Below are 16,233 nucleotides of genomic sequence, written 5' to 3'. Positions count from 1 at the left end.
ATGTTAACAGCTAGACAATTAAAAATTATAAAATTGATTATGAATAATCCGGGGATTCATGGAAAAGAAATATCAGAAAATTTAAATGTATCAACACGAACTATACGTAATGAAATCACATTTATGAATGATGTGACAAACTGTATATTAATACGTTCGAGTACAAAACAAGGATATATGATTAATGATGAGCACCTAGATATTATTCGTAACATAGTCAATCAGGATAATGAAAATATGGATCTAGCTGTCTATCGTATTTACAAAATTATAGGTAAAATACTATTCTTTGAGGATTGCAGTATATATGATTTATCTGAATTATTAGGTTTATCTGATTCTGTAATCCGCAAAGAAATCAATAAAGTGATTCAGTTTTTGTTGAAAAACTACAATGTGGAATTATTCAAACTAAAAAAAGATGAGTGTATCATTTTATTAGAAGAAAGTGAAATTCGTGAGCTTCTTTTTAAAATCGTAAAAGACATGGCACTTGAAAATCCAGATGCTTTGATGGACATTCTTTATATGCTTCTAAGTGATTCGTGGGTTATGAAATATTACACATCCACAAAGGAAGATGTAATCAAAATCATGAATGGGGAGCAAGTCTATTTATCAGAAACGAACTTATCTATTTTTGCAGCATGCATCTTGATCTGTCGAGTACGAAATTTAAATGGATACAATCTAGAGGATAATCAAATAAGTTCTCCGGATGATCTTTCCACTCGTGTCATTACTAAATTATGTATGCAGTCACCTTATTTAGAGCAGGCTGATATCCCGATTCTATATAACCTTTTACATACATTTAAAATGAAATCAACGGATGAAGTACCTGAAATCACAGATTTTACAGTGCTTGTCTTTGATGAATTTTGTAATGAAGTATTCGATAAATATTCAATCAACTTAAAGGAATCGGAAGCTTTATCTAGTAAAATGCTTTTGCACATAGAGTTTATGAATCGACGCGTCATTGGTGGGTATGAATTAAAAAATCCCATTGTTGATGATGTAAAGACAAAGTTTCCATTTGCGTTTGAAATCAGTATGATGATTGTTCCCATTCTTTTCAAATACAAACGTGTTTACGTTACAGAAGATGAAATCTCATATTTAACTGTATATGTTGCACAATTTTTAGAGGATGAAAATGTAAAACTTAAAACAATCGTAGTTACAAGTCAGCGCCATAGCGTTAAACAATTATTGACACAATGGCTTGAAATGTATTTTAAAAATCAGATTGTGATTGTGGGTATCGTAAATAAGGAAGTCTTGAAAAAAAAGGACGTTACATCCATTGATCTAGTTATTACGTTGGATTCATTTCTTGTTTTAAAAGATGTTGAAGTATTCAGTATGGATAAGCTACCAGAAATCAAGGATATTGAACGATTGAATTCAATGATCCACATGATTCGTATGAATAAGCGTGTTTCAAAAATATTAGATTGTTATATTCAAAAAGAACATGTAAAGGTATATTCAGATGCAATGAAGCTTCCTGATCTTTTACAAGAGATGTCTAAAAAGTTACATGAATCAGGATCTATTTCAGACACAAAAGGATTCTATGAAGATGTTTTGTTGAGGGAAAAGAATTATCCAACTAATTTAGGATCACAGATGATGGTTCCACATGCCCTGTTTACATTTGCTGATAAAACAGGTATAGAAGTGGCCTTGTTGAAAAAGCCATTTGAACATGATGGAAATCAAGTGCAGCTCGTATTCTTGTTAGCACTCGAAAAGAAACGAAATGATGAAATGAACTTGTTATTTCAATTCTTTAATCAAATTGTTTCACACAAAAAATATATGCATGAACTTCTTCAAAGTGAAGATAGCAATGCCTTCATTAAAAACTTATATAGTTTTAAATTGTTAGAGTAAAAAACAATAAAACCAAACATAATATATGTATCAATTTATTGTCTTATGAAAAGAAAGTGAGATAGTAAAATGAAGAAATTTTCAATTGTTATTGCAGGTGGAGGAAGTACATATACTCCAGAAATTATTTTAATGTTGTTAGACAACTTGGATCGTTTACCATTAAGAAGTATCAAATTATATGATAACGATGAAGAACGTCAAAATCATGTCGCAAAGGCATGCGAAATCTTAATCAAAGAAAAAGATCCAACCATTGAATATGTCGCAACAACGGATCCAGAAGTAGCCTATACAGATGTTGACTTTGTATTAGCACACATTCGTGTAGGTAAGCTTGAAATGAGATCTCTAGACGAAAAGATTCCATTGAAATATGGTGTTGTTGGACAAGAAACATGTGGCCCAGGAGGCATGGCATATGGTTTACGAAGCATTCCGGGTGTATTGGAAAACATTGAATATATGGAAAAATATTCACCAAATGCGTGGATGTTAAATTATTCCAATCCGGCTAGTATTGTAGCAGAAGCATGCCGTCGTTTTAAACCAAACTCAAGAGTTATCAATATTTGCGACATGCCAATTGGAATGGAGCATACAATAGCACGTATTTTAGGGTTCAAAAATCGTAAAGAAATGTGTATCCGTTATTATGGGTTGAATCATTTTGGATGGTGGACATCAATCAAGGATAAGGATGGAAAAGAATATATTCAAGACTTGATTGCACACCAGTTAAAATATGGAAACTGTTTAGCCGATGATGATGCATCACATTATACAGATAGCTCATGGTTTGATACAGCTAAAAAGGTAAAAGATATTATTGCGATTGATCCTACGATGTGTCCAAATTCATATTTCCAATATTATTTGTTTGGAGATGATATGGTAGCACACACAGATCCAAACTATACTCGTGCTGATCAAGTAGTGGATACAAGAGAAAAACGTGTATTTGGTGAATGTGCTCGTATTGAAAAGGCTCAAACAGCTAAAGATACAACACTACAAATCGGTATTCATGCTGAATTTATTGTGGATCTAGCAACGGCCTTAGCATTTAATACACATGAAAGAATGTTGTTGATTGTTCCAAATAACGGAGCGATTTCAAACTTTGAAAAGGATGCTATGGTTGAAATTCCTTGTATTGTTGGAAAAGATGGATATGAACCACTCACTGTGGGTGAGATTCCACATTTCCAAAAGGGATTGATGGAACAACAAGTAAATTGTGAAAAGCTTGTTGTCGATGCGTATGAGCAGCACAGTTATTTAAAAATGTTACAGGCATTAACTTTAAATAAATGTGTTCCAAATGCCAATGTGGCAAGAAAAATCTTAGACGATTTTATTGAGGCGAATAAAGCATATTGGCCAGAACTAAAATAGAAAGAGGAAATCAAAATGAAAATATTGTTATGCTGTAATGCAGGAATGTCAAGTTCAATTCTTGTGAAAAAAATTAGAGATGTTGCTGAAAAAACAGGTGAAGATATTGAAGTGAGTGCAGTAGCTAATGCTTCAATTAAGAACGAAGTGGGTAAATGGGATGTATGCTTAGTAGGTCCACAATTGGTTTTTGCGGTTGATTTAATTCATCAACAATTAAATATTCCAGTTGCAAGTATTGAACCTAGAGCATACGCGATGGCAGATGGAGCTGCTGCTATTGAATTGGCAAAAAAATTATTGGGGTAATATGGCTAACGTTGAACAAATATCACAAGTTGCTATGCAGGTCATCACATATTCCGGTTTAGCAAAGTCAAATTATTTAGAAGCTCTTAAATATTATCGTGAAAACGATCAAACAGCTTACGAACAATCAATGTCAAATGGAGATGAAAGTTTTTCACAAGCCCACGAAGCCCATCTTCAATTGTTACAGCAGGAAATGAATACGCAAGAACCACAAATCACAATGTTGATGGCGCATGCGGAAGATCAACTTATGTCAGCAGAAACAATAAAGACTTTGATTCAAGAAATAATTTTATTAATAGAAAGTAGAGGTAAATAAAATGACAATTTGGGCAGACATTCAGACAAAGAATGGCTTTGCATCGGACGAAGTACAATCTTCATTACAGAAGTATATTCGTCGTGCAAAAGTTGAAGAAGCTTGTCAAGCAGCCTATGAATTATATACTTCAGGACCAGTTTTCTTAGACAAAATGTGGTCTCGTCTAGAAACGATTGCAGTTGAAGATGTTGGATTTGGAGATTTAAATGTTCCAGTTTTAATTCATGCACTAGATCAGATGCGTAAAAACTTCCCATACAATGATGGAGATCAACCTATGTATTTTATTCATGCGATTCGCGTGCTTTGTACATGTACAAAGGATCGTTCAAGTGATTATTTGAAAAATATCATTATTAAGGAATCCGCTATGGGAAAAGTGGTGGAAGTACCAGATATCGCATTGGATAAACACACAAAACGTGGACAAGAAATGGGGCGTGGATCGAAACATTTCTTTGAAGAAGCTACAAAGGTGATTCCACAATTAGAAATTGACAATGATTATCGTGAACGCTATGGAAAAATTCTTGAAACATATGATCCTGATCATGTTGTTGAGAATGCATTCAAATATAGTTCAGAACAATATTAATGGAAAGTGAGTGTAAGAGAATATGTCATATAATATTTGGGCTGCCGCAAAAACAAGAAATGGCTTAGCCGCAGATGAAGTGATTTCTACACTTCAAAAAAGCATTCGACGCAATAAAGTAGAAGAAGCATGTCAAGCTGCTTATGAATTATATATCACAGGACCTTTGTTTCTAGATAAGCTATGGCGTCGATTACTAACAATTTCAGTCGAAGATATTGGTTTTGGAAATTTACAAGCTGCTGTGCAAGTCAACACATTAAATGAAGTACGTAAATCGTATGCGTATGATGATGGGGATCAGCCAATGTATTTTATCCATGCGATTCGTTTACTTTGTGCAAGTACAAAAGATCGTTCAAGTGATTATTTGAAAAATATTATTATTAAAGAAGCAGCCATGGGAAAAGTCATGGAAGTTCCAGATATTGCTTTGGATAAACACACTAGACGAGGACAAGAAATGGGACGTGGATCAAAACACTTCTTTGAAGAGGGAACAAAGGTCATTCCTCAGTTGAAAATTGATAATGATTATCGTGAAAGATATGGTAAAATTTTAGAGAAGTATGATCCAAATCATGTTGTACCGAATGCATTTAAGTATAACCCAGGACAATATTAAGATGGAAAGACCAGCTTTGACTGGTCTTTATTTTTAGGAGGAAATTATGTCAACAGCACACAATAGAGCAAATATAGAAGATGTCGCAAAAGTTGTTTTAATGCCAGGCGATCCTTTAAGAGCCAAATTGATTGCCGAGAATTTTTTAGAAAATCCTGTTTTGTTTAATGACGTACGAGGTATGCTTGGATATACAGGAATATATAAAGGACACCGTGTATCTGTCATGGGAAGCGGTATGGGAATGGCCAGCATGGGAATTTATTCGTATGAACTTTTTAAATTCTATGATGTAGATGCCATTATACGAGTTGGTAGTACAGGAAGTTATTCTGAAAAATTACCAATGAAGTCTGTAGCTTTAGTCAAGGGAAGTTATTCAGAATCTACCTATGCCTTAGCACAAAGTGGCGATACGGATCGTATGCAATATCCTGATGAAGAATTAAATCAGTTGATTGAAAGTGTAAGTCAAGAAGTTTCAATTCCTGTTGTAAAGACAAATACACATTCTAGTGATGTGTTCTACTATGAAGGGGACTATGAACAACCAGAAAAAATGGTTGAAGAGCAAGATGCACTTTGTGTCGAAATGGAGAGCTTTGCCCTATTCCACAACGCCAAAGTATTGAATAAAAAGGCAGCTTGTTTATTAACTGTATCGGATTCTTTATGCACAAATGAACATTTAAGTACTGAAGAAAGACAAACATCCTTTAATGAAATGATTACGCTTGCCTTAGAAAGTGCGATTCGTTTATGAAATACAAAAAAATAGTTTGTGTCGTTATTGATTCTTTTGGGATTGGACAAGCTACAGATGCCAAAGAATTTGATGATGCAGGTGCCGATACTTTTGGACATATCCTAGAATATCGTCCAAATCTAAAGATAGAGAATCTTTATAAATTAGGTTTAGGAAATCTTCATCCAAGTGGTAAAACTTTACAATCAAAAGGCTATGCATTTAAGATGCATGAGGCAAGTTGTTCCAAAGATACAATGACAGGTCATTGGGAAATGATGGGAATTCATACGACAAAACCTTTTAAAACATTTACTGAAAATGGTTTTCCTGATGAATTGGTTCAGGAATTAGAAAGATTAACTGGCCATGTCTTTATTGGAAATAAAAGCGCAAGTGGAACGGAAATTTTAGATGAGTTGGCGATGGAAGAGATTCAATCGAACGGAAAGAAATTGATACTTTATACATCTGCTGATAGTGTTCTACAAATTTGTGGTCATGAAGAAGTAACTGGATTAGATGAGCTATATCGTGTATGTCAAATTTCTCGAGAAATAACTTTAAAACCAGAATACAAGGTAGGAAGAGTCATTGCTCGTCCTTATGTAGGAAATTCGGTGGGTCACTTTACACGCACTAGCAATCGTCATGATTATGCATTGTCTCCATCGAGTGAAACTGTTTTAGATGTTTTAAAATCAAATGCATTGGATGTGATTGGTATTGGTAAGATTCGTGATATCTTTAATGGGCAGGGAATCACAAAAAGTATTCATTCGACTTCGAGTCATGAGGGTATGCTTCAAACGATTGAAGAAATGAAAAAAGATTTTACAGGTTTATTATTTACGAACCTTGTGGATTTTGATGCCAAGTGGGGCCATCGAAGAAATGTTTCTGGATATGCTGATGAGCTTGAAGATTTTGATCTTTTATTAGGCCAGCTACTTGGTGTTATTGATTCAGATACACTGTTGATCATTACGGCCGATCATGGAAATGATCCAACCTATAAAGGAACGGATCATACTCGAGAGTGTGTACCATGTTTAATGTATTCACCTAGTATGAAAGAACATGGAATATTGGATGATTCAAGTTCTTTTGGTGTTCTTGGTGCAAGTGTTTTAGATAACTTTGATTTATCAAAACCATCTGATTTGATTGGTGAGTCTATTCTTGATTTGACAAAATAGAAAAAACATATTAACTTATTTTAGCATTTATTTTCGTTTTGGTATCCCCTATGAAACTGCCAAAACATAGGGAGGTAATTTTTTATGAACAAAATGGAAAGTATGGAAATCAAACAATTGGTGATTTCTATGAGTTTGCCCATCATCATTTCGATGGTGATTCAAGCTTTATATAATATTGTCGACAGTATCTTTGTTGCCAAAATTTCGAGTGATGCCTTAACCGCTGTATCTTTATGTTATCCGGTACAAACCATTATGATTGCGATTGCATGTGGTACAGCCGTTGGCTTTAATACATTGCTTGCACGATACTTAGGTGAAAAGAAATTTGATTATGCGAATAATACAATGATGCATGGAATCTTATTAGGATTTGTGAATGGACTTGTCTTTTTGGTTTTAGGTTTACTTTTTTCTAATGTCTTTTTATCTTGGTTTACGTCCGATTCAAATGTGGTTTCACTAGCCAATACGTATATTCGTATATGTACGATGTTTTCATTTAGTGTCTTTGTACAAATCATCTTTGAAAGAATCATGCAGGCAACAGGAAATGCCATTTATAACATGGTTATGCAAGGAGCAGGAGCCATTATTAATATTATTCTAGATCCAATCTTGATCTTTGGATGGCTTGGTCTACCTGAAATGGGTGTTGCCGGAGCTGCCATTGCGACCGTTATTGGACAGTTTTGTGCCATGCTTATTGGATATGTTATTACGAAGGTAAAAATAAAAGAATTGGATATTCATATGCATAATTTTTCCTTTTCGATACCTATTCTTTGTAAAATCTATAAAGTAGGAGTTCCTGCCATATTAATGCAGTCCGTATTAAGTTTTATGACTGTTTTTATGAATATGATTCTAGCACCAATCTCAGCTATGGCGATTACTGTCTTTAGTGTTTACTATAAATTACAGAATTTCTTGAATATGGCAGTGCTTGGAATCACTAATGCCTTGATTCCAATTGTTGCCTATAATAATGGGGCTAACAGAAAAGATCGAGCAATTGAAGCTATACAATTTTCTATGATTCTATCGATTTTCATTATGGCTGTAGGAACGATTGTATTTCAATTATTCCCTAAACAATTATTAGCCATGTTTAGTGCGAATGATCAAATGTATGGATTAGGAATACCCACATTAAAAATCATTAGCTTAAGCTTTGTATTTGCGGGTATCAGTATGGTTTTATGTGCTGCCTTCCAGGCTTTAAATAAGGCAAATACTTCGTTAGTGATCACTTTGGCTAGACAACTAGTCATCTTAATTCCATTGACATATGGTTTAATGAAGTGTTTTGGCATTCATGTAGGTTGGTATGCCTTTGTCGTTACGGAATTTATATGTGCCATGTATTCATTATTTGAATGGAGAAAAATGAAAAGGTAGCATTTGCTACCTTTTTGCGTATTTAAATGTATACATACAAATCGATGTGGCAATGGCCACGTTTAGACTTTCAAAAGTTTCCATTTCAATTTTGACAATATGATTACTTAAATCAATTAATTCCTTGCGCACACCTTGTCCTTCATTACCAACTAGAATTGCGTATTTTTCACTTGGCTTAATATTTTGAAGATCCTTGTGATTGTCATGTAAAGCTGTGGCATACACTTCAATATTTCTTTCTTGAAGCTTTTTAATTTCTTCTACTAAATCCGTTTGGATAACAGGAATATAGAATAGGGCTCCTTGACTGGACTGAATCGTTTTTGGATTGTAGATATCGGCACAACCCTTTGACATATAAATGCAGTCAATGCCAAAAGAATGAGCGGTTCTTAAAATCGTACCTACATTTCCTGGATCTTGTACATTATCCAGTAATAGAAGACTATTTTCTTTTTTTGGTTTTAAGTTTAATTTTTTACATACACCAATCATTTTAGAATTTGAATTCTGGTTTGACAATTTGTTTAATACTTGTTGCGTTACGGTTTCATAGTTAAACTCTATTGGACATTCGAGTCCTTCAAGGATAAATAATTCTTGTAGAGCCTTTGCGTTAAATGCTTCTTTAACCATATGTTCGCCTTCGACGAGAAATAGATTTGTCTTATCTCTTTCTTTTTTTTGAATCAGTTTGGCGTATTCTTTTATTTTTTTATTGTTTACAGATTGAATCATAAAAAAATATTACCATACTTCGGCTTGAAAAAAAACATGGACTTCGATATAATTTGAACTGTTAAAGCAATGAGAAGACATAGTAACTATTTAACGCTTAGATCAGAGAGTAAACCGATTGGTGAAAGGTTTATATGAGTAGGGATAGTGAATTCACCTTTGAGCAAGAGTTAAAACCTCTTCCGTTTCATACGGTTATCATGGTTAATTAAGTGTGTCTATCAAGACGAAGCAAGATGGTAACGCGGCAGTAGTCGTTCTTGCGTCGTCTTTTTTTGTTTTTAGGGAAAGGAAGAACAACATGAAAACAATCGAAGAGCTTTTGCAGGAAGCTACACAAAAAATTCAAGATGTCAAAGATTCATCTTCGTTGAATGATTTACGTGTCTTGTATCTAGGTAAAAAAGGACCTGTTCAAGAGTTGATGAAGGGTATGAAAGATTTGTCGAAAGAAGAAAAACCTATCTTTGGACAAAAGGTCAACCAGTTGAAACAAGATCTTTCTAAGATGATTGAAGAAAAGAAAGAACAATTGGCAGCTTTAGAAATGCAGAAAAAAATCGAATCCGAAAAGATCGATATCACTTTGCCAGGGCGTAAACCAGAACTAGGTAATGCACATCCATTAAATTTAGTGCGCCAGGAATTAGAAGATTTATTCATTGGTTTAGGATATCAGGTTATTGAAGGTGACGACATTGTCGATGATGAATATTGTTTTGAGAGAGCCAATATTCCTAAGGATCACCCAGCACGTGATATGCAGGACTCTTTATATATTGATCCAAATCGTCTATTAAGAACACATACAACAGCGATTCAGATGGTTGTGTTAGAAGAAAGTGCACCAAATCTTCCAATTAAGGTTGTATGTCCAGGTAAGGTATACCGTCGTGATGATGATGATGCGACTCACTCACACCAATTCATGCAGATGGAAGGATTGGTTATTGGTGAAAAAGTTACATTAGCGGACTTAAAAGGAACTTTAGAATTCATGGCAAAAAAATTATTTGGTCAAGACCGTCAAATTCGTTTTAGACCAAGTTATTTCCCATTTACAGAACCAAGTGTAGAAGTGGATGTTTCTTGTCACATTTGTAATGGAAAAGGATGTCCAACATGTAAAGGTACTGGATGGATTGAAATTCTAGGTGCTGGAGAAGTACATCCAAACGTATTAAAAATGGCTGGATATGATCCAGAAAAATGTAGTGGTTTTGCGTTCGGTGTAGGTATTGAGCGTGTTGCGATGTTGAAGTATGGCATTGATGATATTCGTCATTTCTATACAAACGATAAACGTTTCAATTCTACATTCAAACGTTATGAGTAGGAGGATTTAAGTATGCGTATTTCAAGAAAATGGTTTAATCAATTTATGGATGTACAAGATCTTTCTATTGAAGAAATGGCCAAACGCATTACCGATGCGGGTTTTGAAGTAGAAGGTATTGAACATTTATCGCAAGGAACAAACTTAGTGATTGGTCACGTTGAAACTTGTACAGAACATCCAGATAGTGATCACTTGCACTGTACTACTGTCAATGTAGGAAATGAAGTTGTCAATATTGTGTGTGGCGCACCCAATGTGGCTGCAGGACAAAATGTAATTGTTGCACTACCAGGTGCTGTTTTACCTGGTGGAGAAATCAAGAATGGTGTGATTCGTGGTGTTGAAAGTAATGGTATGATCTGTTCATTACTTGAACTAGGGGTAGATCCAGCTAGTTTAAGTGATGATCAAAAGAGTGGTATTGAAGTATTACCTGCGGATGCGCCTGTAGGAAATACAGATCCACTTGGCTATTTAGGTTTAGATGATGAAGTGTTAGATATTGGTTTAACACCAAATCGTAATGATTGTTTAGCTGCATTTAATATGGCAAAAGAAGCGGGTGCCATCTTAAATCGTGAAGTTAAACTTCCAAAATATGAAGGGGCTAGTGATGTAGGTACACCTAGTAACTTGCATGTTGAAAGTACAACATCAAAATGTCCATTATTCTATGGAAAAGTTATTAATCATTTAACAATCAAAGAAAGTCCAAAATGGATGAAAGAATTATTGGCAGCTAGTGGTGTAAAATCAATCAATAATATTGTCGATATTTCAAATATTGTTATGTTAGAAACAGGGCAACCAATGCACTTTTATGATGCGAAATCATTGCCAAGTCAAAGTATTGTCGTAGCCGATGGCTTTGATGAAGAATATACAGCCTTAGATGGTGTGACTTATAAATTAAAACCAGAAGATATCGTCATCACAAATCAAGGTAAACCAATCGGTATTGCCGGTGTTATGGGCGGAGATGATTCTAAGATTTTAGATACAACGGATTCAATTATTATTGAATGTGCTATTTTTGATCATGTTGCGATTCGTAATACAGCACGTCGTTTAAATTTATCAACAGAAGCAAGCGTTCGCTACCAAAAGGGAATTGAGCCATTAGCTAGTAAAAAAGCATTGGATCGTGCCGTTCAATTGTTGATTGAATATGCAGATGCGACAGGTATTGAAGAAACAGTTCAATATGGACAAGTTCCTTATGAACCAAAATCAATTTCTTGTACTTTAGAAGCTATTAATAATCGTTTAGGTACTGACTTTAACTTAGATGAAGTTATCGATGTATTTGCACGTTTAGACTTTGAACCTGAAGTAGCTGATGATTTAATTACTTGCCACATTCCAAGTTCAAGAACTGACATGGAAGGTATGGCCGATCTAAGCGAAGAAGTTATTCGTATGTTAGGTTATGATCGTTTGCCTAGTACGCTTCCAGTTATGCCTATGACAGAAGGTAAATTAACGTATAAACAACAATTGACTCGTCAGGCACGTCAATTCTTATGTGCTCAAGGCTTACAAGATTGTTTAACATATACTTTGGTTAGTACAGAAAAGAAAGACAATGCGATTTTTAATAATGATGAAGCAATCGAACTAGCTAGTCCTATGAGTGAAGAGCGTCGCTATATTCGTACAAGTATTTTGCCAAGCTTATTAGATGTTGTTTCTTATAACCGTGCTCGTAATATCAAAGATATCAATGTCTTTGAATTGAGTGATGTAGCTGGTGTAAGTGGAGCTAAAATGCATTTAGCTATCGCCATGAGTGGAAATTTACAACAAACTCGTTGGACAAGTGATGTAACACCAAGTGATTTCTACACATTAAAAGGTTTAGTAGAAGTTTTCTTTGAACAAATTGGTATTGCAGCTCAAAGAATTTCATTTGTAGAAAATGATATGGATACAACACACTTCCACCCATATCGTAGTGCTAAGATCATGTTAGGAAAAGATTGTGTTGGATTATTAGGTGATATTCATCCTCAATATGGTAAGAATATTGTGATGGCTGAACTTGATTTTGATGCGTTGATCGATGTGAAAAAATCAAAAATCAAATTCACTCCAGTTTCAAAATATCCAAGTGTATCTCGTGACTTGGCATTCGTTTTAGATCGTACAATGCCGGTACAAAAGGTAGTGGACACAATCAATAAACAGGGTCGTTTAAATAAAGAAATGATCATTCGTGATGTAGAAGTATTTGATGTTTATGAAGGTGAACACGTAAGTAAAGATGAAAAATCAGTTGCGTTATCGATCACATTCCAGTCGGATTCTCATACATTAAAAGATGAAGAAATCAACCAAGTGTTCGAAGCTATCCTTGAACATATTCAAAAAGATTGCAACGCAACACTTCGTAGTTAAGAGATGTTTTTGACATCTCTTTTCTTTTGTCTACGAAATCTTGTAAAGGGCTTACAAAAAGATTAAAATAAGACATATAAGGAGATTTTTTCTATGCAAAAATATATTTTAGCAATTGACCACGGAACAACAAGTACGCGTGCTGTTTTATTTGATAAGGCAGCCAATGTGGTTGAGATTGCCCAAAAAGAAACGACAATATCCTACCCACATCCAGGATGGGTAGAACAAGATGCCAATGAGATTTGGTTGGCGTGTTTGGCTGTGATGAGTGAGGTCATCTTAAAAAGTAAGATCCGTCCAGAACAAGTGGCTGCCATTGGAATAAGTAATCAGCGTGAAACAAGTGTTTTATGGGATGCATCAACAGGGCTTCCTGTAAGGCCTGCCATTGTATGGCAGTCTAAACAGACAAAGAGTATTTGCGATAGTTGGAAAGAGAAGGGGTATGAAGATGTTGTGAAGGCGAAAACGGGTCTTCGTATTGATCCTTATTTTTCAGCGAGTAAGATTCGTTTTATTTTTGATCAAAATCCAGATGTCTATGAAAAGGCAAAAAAAGGTAAAGTATTATTTGGAACGATGGATAGCTGGATCGTATGGAAGTTATCGGGTTCTTTAACACATATTACGGATGTATCGAATGCGAGTCGTACTCTATTATTTAATATTCATACATTATCTTGGGATGAAGAATTATTAGAAATGTTTGATATTCCTAGACAAATCTTACCGGAAGTCAAACCGACATCCTATGCATATTGTAAGACAGCTTCGTATCATTTTTTTGGTCAAGAAGTTCCGATTTGTTCCGTTGTAGGCGATCAGCAAGCGGCTTTATTTGGTCAAGGCTGCTTTAGTGCGGGCGGCATTAAGAATACTTATGGAACAGGTGGCTTCATGTTGATGAATACGGGCGATAAAATCGTCGAATCAAAGAATGGTTTATTGTCGACGGTTGCTTGGCAAATTGGTAATCAAGTCAATTATGCATTAGAAGGAAGTATTTTTGTTTCAGGTAGTTTAATGAAGTGGCTTCGTGATCAGTTGCAGTTATTTGAAAATACGAAAGATACGCAGGGCATGGCAGAAAGTGTTGAAAATACAAATGGTGTCTATATTGTACCGGCCTTTGTAGGTTTGGGTGCACCTTATTGGGATGATGCTTGTCAGGCAACTATGGTTGGTTTAACTTTTGGAGCCAATAAAAATCATATTGTTCGTGCAGCCTTGGAGTCTATGGCGTATCAGTCAAAAGATGTATTAGAGGCAATGAAGCAAGACAGTCAAATTGAGATTTCATCGATGAAGGTGGATGGTGGAGCTGCTGCCAATAATTTCTTGTTGCAGTTCCAGAGTGATCTACTTCAAATGCCTGTTCAACGTTTTAAGACCAATGAATTAACGGCTTTAGGTGCAGCTTATTTGGCAGGACTTTCTTGTGGGTATTGGACACAAGATGAGCTTGGGGTAGATCTTCAAAAAGAGTTTGTGCCAGAAAAGAGCAAAGAAGAAATGGATAGCTTGTATTCAAACTGGAAAAAGGCGGTAAAAACTTGCCAGAGTTATAAATAAAAGTTAGAATATTGGCATGGAAATTTATACAAAAGAAGATTTTAAACAAATATTTATCGACTTAGGAATTGAAAAAGGGAGTAAAATTTTATTAGAAGCAGATCTATCTCGTTATAGTGGCTTGGTGGGTAACTATCAAATGTTGATAGAAACACTGCAAGAATTGATTGGAGATACAGGTTTATTATGTATGCCTTGTTTCTCATATTCTTGTCTGGATCCTGCTTGTACGGATATGATATATCCTTTTGAAAAATGGAAAGAAGTGCGTGAAAACTTGCCTGGCTACCATGTGATGTACACGCCTAGTGAAATCTATCAAGAGTGCACAAATTTGTTTTTGCACTATAAAGATGTATATCGTTCCAATCATCCTGTATATAGTTTTGCGTATTGGGGATGTTTTGATGAAAACCTTTTAAAGGTGGATGTCAATGATGCTCTAAATTTTAAGGGAAGTCTTTCTTTCTTGCATGAAAAAAAGGCCTGCAATCTTCTAATTGGTGTATCACCAGAAAAGAGTTTAATGGTGCAGGCACTTTCAAATGAGTATCAACTGGGTAAGACTGTTGTACAAAGAGCTTTTCTTCATTCGAAGCGTCAATTGTCAAAGTCGTTTCTTGTTCAAATTGTAGATGATGAACTATCTAGAGATTTACTGGATGGTTTGACGGTTCTACAAAGTGATTCGAGTCTAGATGATATCTTCGTACTTAGAAAAGGGGAATAAAGAATTCGCAGATCTTTTCTAAGGTGGCTTGGTCTTCTTTTGAGAAGTTATTGAATTTATAAGAATCAATATCTAAGATGGCAACGAGTTTGTCATCTTTTTTTATAGGAATACAGATTTCAGAATTGGAAGCACAATCGCAGGCAATGTGACCTGAGAATTTATGTACATCTTCGATTCTTTGTGTTTCTTGTGTTTTAGCACAAGTCCCTACAACACCTTTTCCATATGGTATGCGTGTACAGGCAACTTTTCCTTGGAAAGGTCCTAGAGTACATTCGTTGTTTGTTTCATCACAAATATAGAAGCCTAGCCAATTGATGTTTTCCATTTCATGATAGAGTAAAGCTATTAAATTTGAAATATTTGCGATGTTTGGCAGTGTATCATCGATTAAATAACTGCATTGTTCAATTAAAATTTCTTTCATTTATATCACCGTACTTATTTTACCAAAAAATGTATGAAATTAGTGACTTTTGTCATTGAAAAAAAGCTTTTTTTTAAGTAGTATATAAGTGTAAATAAAGCTGTTATTTAAAGGCTTGGGGAATTTGGGATTGATACTAATACTTCTGCAAGAATAACAGACAGTAAAATTGATAGCGCGAATCATTTTTAGTGTCAAAAACAAATTTTGACGGAGAGAAGATTTTAGTAGGCTTGACGGGGCTGAATGAATCTTCTTTTCTTTTTTTTTAATTTTTTTTAAAAAAGGGGTTTACAAGATGGGAAGTATTTGGTAATATAGATGAGCACTGCTGAGGTGCACATGATCTTTGAAAACTGAACAGGAAATAAAAATACAAACTAAAACGTCAATTTCGAAACAAACAATTGTAAAGAAAGATGTCAGAGACATCTAAGAGCTAAATCAAATGGAGAGTTTGATCCTGGCTCAGGATGAACGCTGGCGGCATGCCTAATACATGCAAGTCGAACGAGAGGA

At 34.9% G+C, this 16,233-nt stretch carries 15 protein-coding genes and 1 rRNA gene; 14 read left to right on the top strand and 2 right to left on the bottom strand.

Annotation, left to right across the window (positions count from 1 at the left end; translation table 11 throughout):
- The 9 genes from NE544_RS07085 (at position 1) to NE544_RS07045 (ending at position 8,502) form a co-directional block, all read left to right on the top strand.
- Positions 1 to 1,902, top strand: coding sequence for a transcription antiterminator (locus NE544_RS07085; RefSeq protein WP_256268840.1), 1,902 nt, complete (start codon positions 1 to 3; stop codon positions 1,900 to 1,902).
- A 69-nt stretch (positions 1,903 to 1,971) separates the two neighbouring features.
- On the top strand, positions 1,972 to 3,300 hold the full coding sequence (locus NE544_RS07080) for a 6-phospho-alpha-glucosidase (protein ID WP_256268839.1): 1,329 nt from the start codon (positions 1,972 to 1,974) through the stop codon (positions 3,298 to 3,300).
- 15 nt (positions 3,301 to 3,315) lie between these two features.
- Positions 3,316 to 3,609, top strand: coding sequence for a PTS sugar transporter subunit IIB (locus NE544_RS07075; RefSeq protein ID WP_256268838.1), 294 nt, complete (start codon positions 3,316 to 3,318; stop codon positions 3,607 to 3,609).
- A gap of 1 nt (position 3,610) precedes the next feature.
- Positions 3,611 to 3,931: a PTS lactose/cellobiose transporter subunit IIA gene (locus NE544_RS07070; protein WP_118115123.1), complete on the top strand. Its 321-nt coding sequence runs from the start codon at positions 3,611 to 3,613 to the stop codon at positions 3,929 to 3,931.
- Position 3,932: 1 nt separating this feature from the next.
- Positions 3,933 to 4,529, top strand: a complete 597-nt coding sequence (locus tag NE544_RS07065; RefSeq protein WP_118011206.1) for a hypothetical protein — start codon at positions 3,933 to 3,935, stop codon at positions 4,527 to 4,529.
- 22 nt (positions 4,530 to 4,551) lie between these two features.
- Complete coding sequence (locus tag NE544_RS07060) at positions 4,552 to 5,154, top strand: hypothetical protein (protein WP_118011207.1); 603 nt, start codon at positions 4,552 to 4,554, stop codon at positions 5,152 to 5,154.
- 46 nt (positions 5,155 to 5,200) lie between these two features.
- The gene (gene deoD, locus NE544_RS07055; protein ID WP_256268837.1) at positions 5,201 to 5,917 is read left to right on the top strand and encodes a purine-nucleoside phosphorylase; all 717 of its coding nucleotides are present in this window, start codon (positions 5,201 to 5,203) and stop codon (positions 5,915 to 5,917) included.
- Positions 5,914 to 7,098, top strand: coding sequence for a phosphopentomutase (locus tag NE544_RS07050; RefSeq protein WP_256268836.1), 1,185 nt, complete (start codon positions 5,914 to 5,916; stop codon positions 7,096 to 7,098). The genes deoD and NE544_RS07050 overlap by 4 nt, the downstream gene beginning before the upstream one ends.
- Positions 7,099 to 7,182: 84 nt before the next feature.
- Positions 7,183 to 8,502, top strand: a complete 1,320-nt coding sequence (locus NE544_RS07045; RefSeq protein ID WP_256268835.1) for an MATE family efflux transporter — start codon at positions 7,183 to 7,185, stop codon at positions 8,500 to 8,502.
- 6 nt (positions 8,503 to 8,508) lie between these two features.
- Here NE544_RS07045 and NE544_RS07040 read toward each other — a convergent pair whose 3' ends face one another.
- Positions 8,509 to 9,243 (bottom strand): RNA methyltransferase, encoded by a 735-nt coding sequence (locus NE544_RS07040; RefSeq protein WP_256268834.1) that lies wholly within the window; start codon positions 9,241 to 9,243, stop codon positions 8,509 to 8,511.
- 301 nt (positions 9,244 to 9,544) lie between these two features.
- Here NE544_RS07040 and pheS point away from each other — a divergent pair, with 301 nt between their 5' ends.
- The 4 genes from pheS to NE544_RS07020 all read left to right on the top strand — a co-directional run bounded on the left by pheS (position 9,545) and on the right by NE544_RS07020 (position 15,284).
- Positions 9,545 to 10,579, top strand: a complete 1,035-nt coding sequence (gene pheS / locus NE544_RS07035) for a phenylalanine--tRNA ligase subunit alpha (protein ID WP_117571509.1) — start codon at positions 9,545 to 9,547, stop codon at positions 10,577 to 10,579.
- A 12-nt stretch (positions 10,580 to 10,591) separates the two neighbouring features.
- On the top strand, positions 10,592 to 12,979 hold the full coding sequence (pheT, locus tag NE544_RS07030; RefSeq protein WP_256268833.1) for a phenylalanine--tRNA ligase subunit beta: 2,388 nt from the start codon (positions 10,592 to 10,594) through the stop codon (positions 12,977 to 12,979).
- Positions 12,980 to 13,072: 93 nt separating this feature from the next.
- On the top strand, positions 13,073 to 14,554 hold the full coding sequence (glpK, locus tag NE544_RS07025; RefSeq protein ID WP_256268832.1) for a glycerol kinase GlpK: 1,482 nt from the start codon (positions 13,073 to 13,075) through the stop codon (positions 14,552 to 14,554).
- 16 nt (positions 14,555 to 14,570) lie between these two features.
- Entirely contained in the window at positions 14,571 to 15,284 is a 714-nt protein-coding gene (locus NE544_RS07020) for an AAC(3) family N-acetyltransferase (RefSeq protein ID WP_256268831.1), read from the top strand.
- Here NE544_RS07020 and NE544_RS07015 read toward each other — a convergent pair.
- A complete protein-coding gene (locus NE544_RS07015; protein ID WP_256268830.1) occupies positions 15,268 to 15,714 on the bottom strand; it encodes a GAF domain-containing protein in 447 nt (148 codons plus the stop codon). The genes NE544_RS07020 and NE544_RS07015 overlap by 17 nt on opposite strands.
- Positions 15,715 to 16,159: 445 nt before the next feature.
- Here NE544_RS07015 and NE544_RS07010 point away from each other — a divergent pair.
- Positions 16,160 to 16,233 (top strand): 16S ribosomal RNA (locus NE544_RS07010); the annotation flags it as partial.

Source organism: Holdemanella sp. MSK.7.32, from assembly GCF_024460475.1.
Classification (GTDB): Bacteria; Bacillota_I; Bacilli_A; order Erysipelotrichales; family Erysipelotrichaceae; genus Holdemanella.
This window is presented reverse-complemented; position numbering and strand designations above follow the sequence as displayed.

Bases quoted from the DNA above. Each gene is read 5' to 3' on its own strand.
- NE544_RS07060 (WP_118011207.1), top strand. From the start codon at position 4,552: ATGTCATATAATATTTGGGCTGCCGCAAAAACAAGAAATGGCTTAGCC.
- NE544_RS07020 (WP_256268831.1), top strand. From the start codon at position 14,571: ATGGAAATTTATACAAAAGAAGATTTTAAACAAATATTTATCGACTTA.
- NE544_RS07075 (WP_256268838.1), top strand. From the start codon at position 3,316: ATGAAAATATTGTTATGCTGTAATGCAGGAATGTCAAGTTCAATTCTT.
- NE544_RS07070 (WP_118115123.1), top strand. From the start codon at position 3,611: ATGGCTAACGTTGAACAAATATCACAAGTTGCTATGCAGGTCATCACA.
- NE544_RS07040 (WP_256268834.1), bottom strand. From the start codon at position 9,243: ATGATTCAATCTGTAAACAATAAAAAAATAAAAGAATACGCCAAACTG.
- NE544_RS07085 (WP_256268840.1), top strand. From the start codon at position 1: ATGTTAACAGCTAGACAATTAAAAATTATAAAATTGATTATGAATAAT.
- pheS (WP_117571509.1), top strand. From the start codon at position 9,545: ATGAAAACAATCGAAGAGCTTTTGCAGGAAGCTACACAAAAAATTCAA.
- glpK (WP_256268832.1), top strand. From the start codon at position 13,073: ATGCAAAAATATATTTTAGCAATTGACCACGGAACAACAAGTACGCGT.
- NE544_RS07080 (WP_256268839.1), top strand. From the start codon at position 1,972: ATGAAGAAATTTTCAATTGTTATTGCAGGTGGAGGAAGTACATATACT.
- deoD (WP_256268837.1), top strand. From the start codon at position 5,201: ATGTCAACAGCACACAATAGAGCAAATATAGAAGATGTCGCAAAAGTT.
- NE544_RS07045 (WP_256268835.1), top strand. From the start codon at position 7,183: ATGAACAAAATGGAAAGTATGGAAATCAAACAATTGGTGATTTCTATG.
- pheT (WP_256268833.1), top strand. From the start codon at position 10,592: ATGCGTATTTCAAGAAAATGGTTTAATCAATTTATGGATGTACAAGAT.
- NE544_RS07065 (WP_118011206.1), top strand. From the start codon at position 3,933: ATGACAATTTGGGCAGACATTCAGACAAAGAATGGCTTTGCATCGGAC.
- NE544_RS07050 (WP_256268836.1), top strand. From the start codon at position 5,914: ATGAAATACAAAAAAATAGTTTGTGTCGTTATTGATTCTTTTGGGATT.
- NE544_RS07015 (WP_256268830.1), bottom strand. From the start codon at position 15,714: ATGAAAGAAATTTTAATTGAACAATGCAGTTATTTAATCGATGATACA.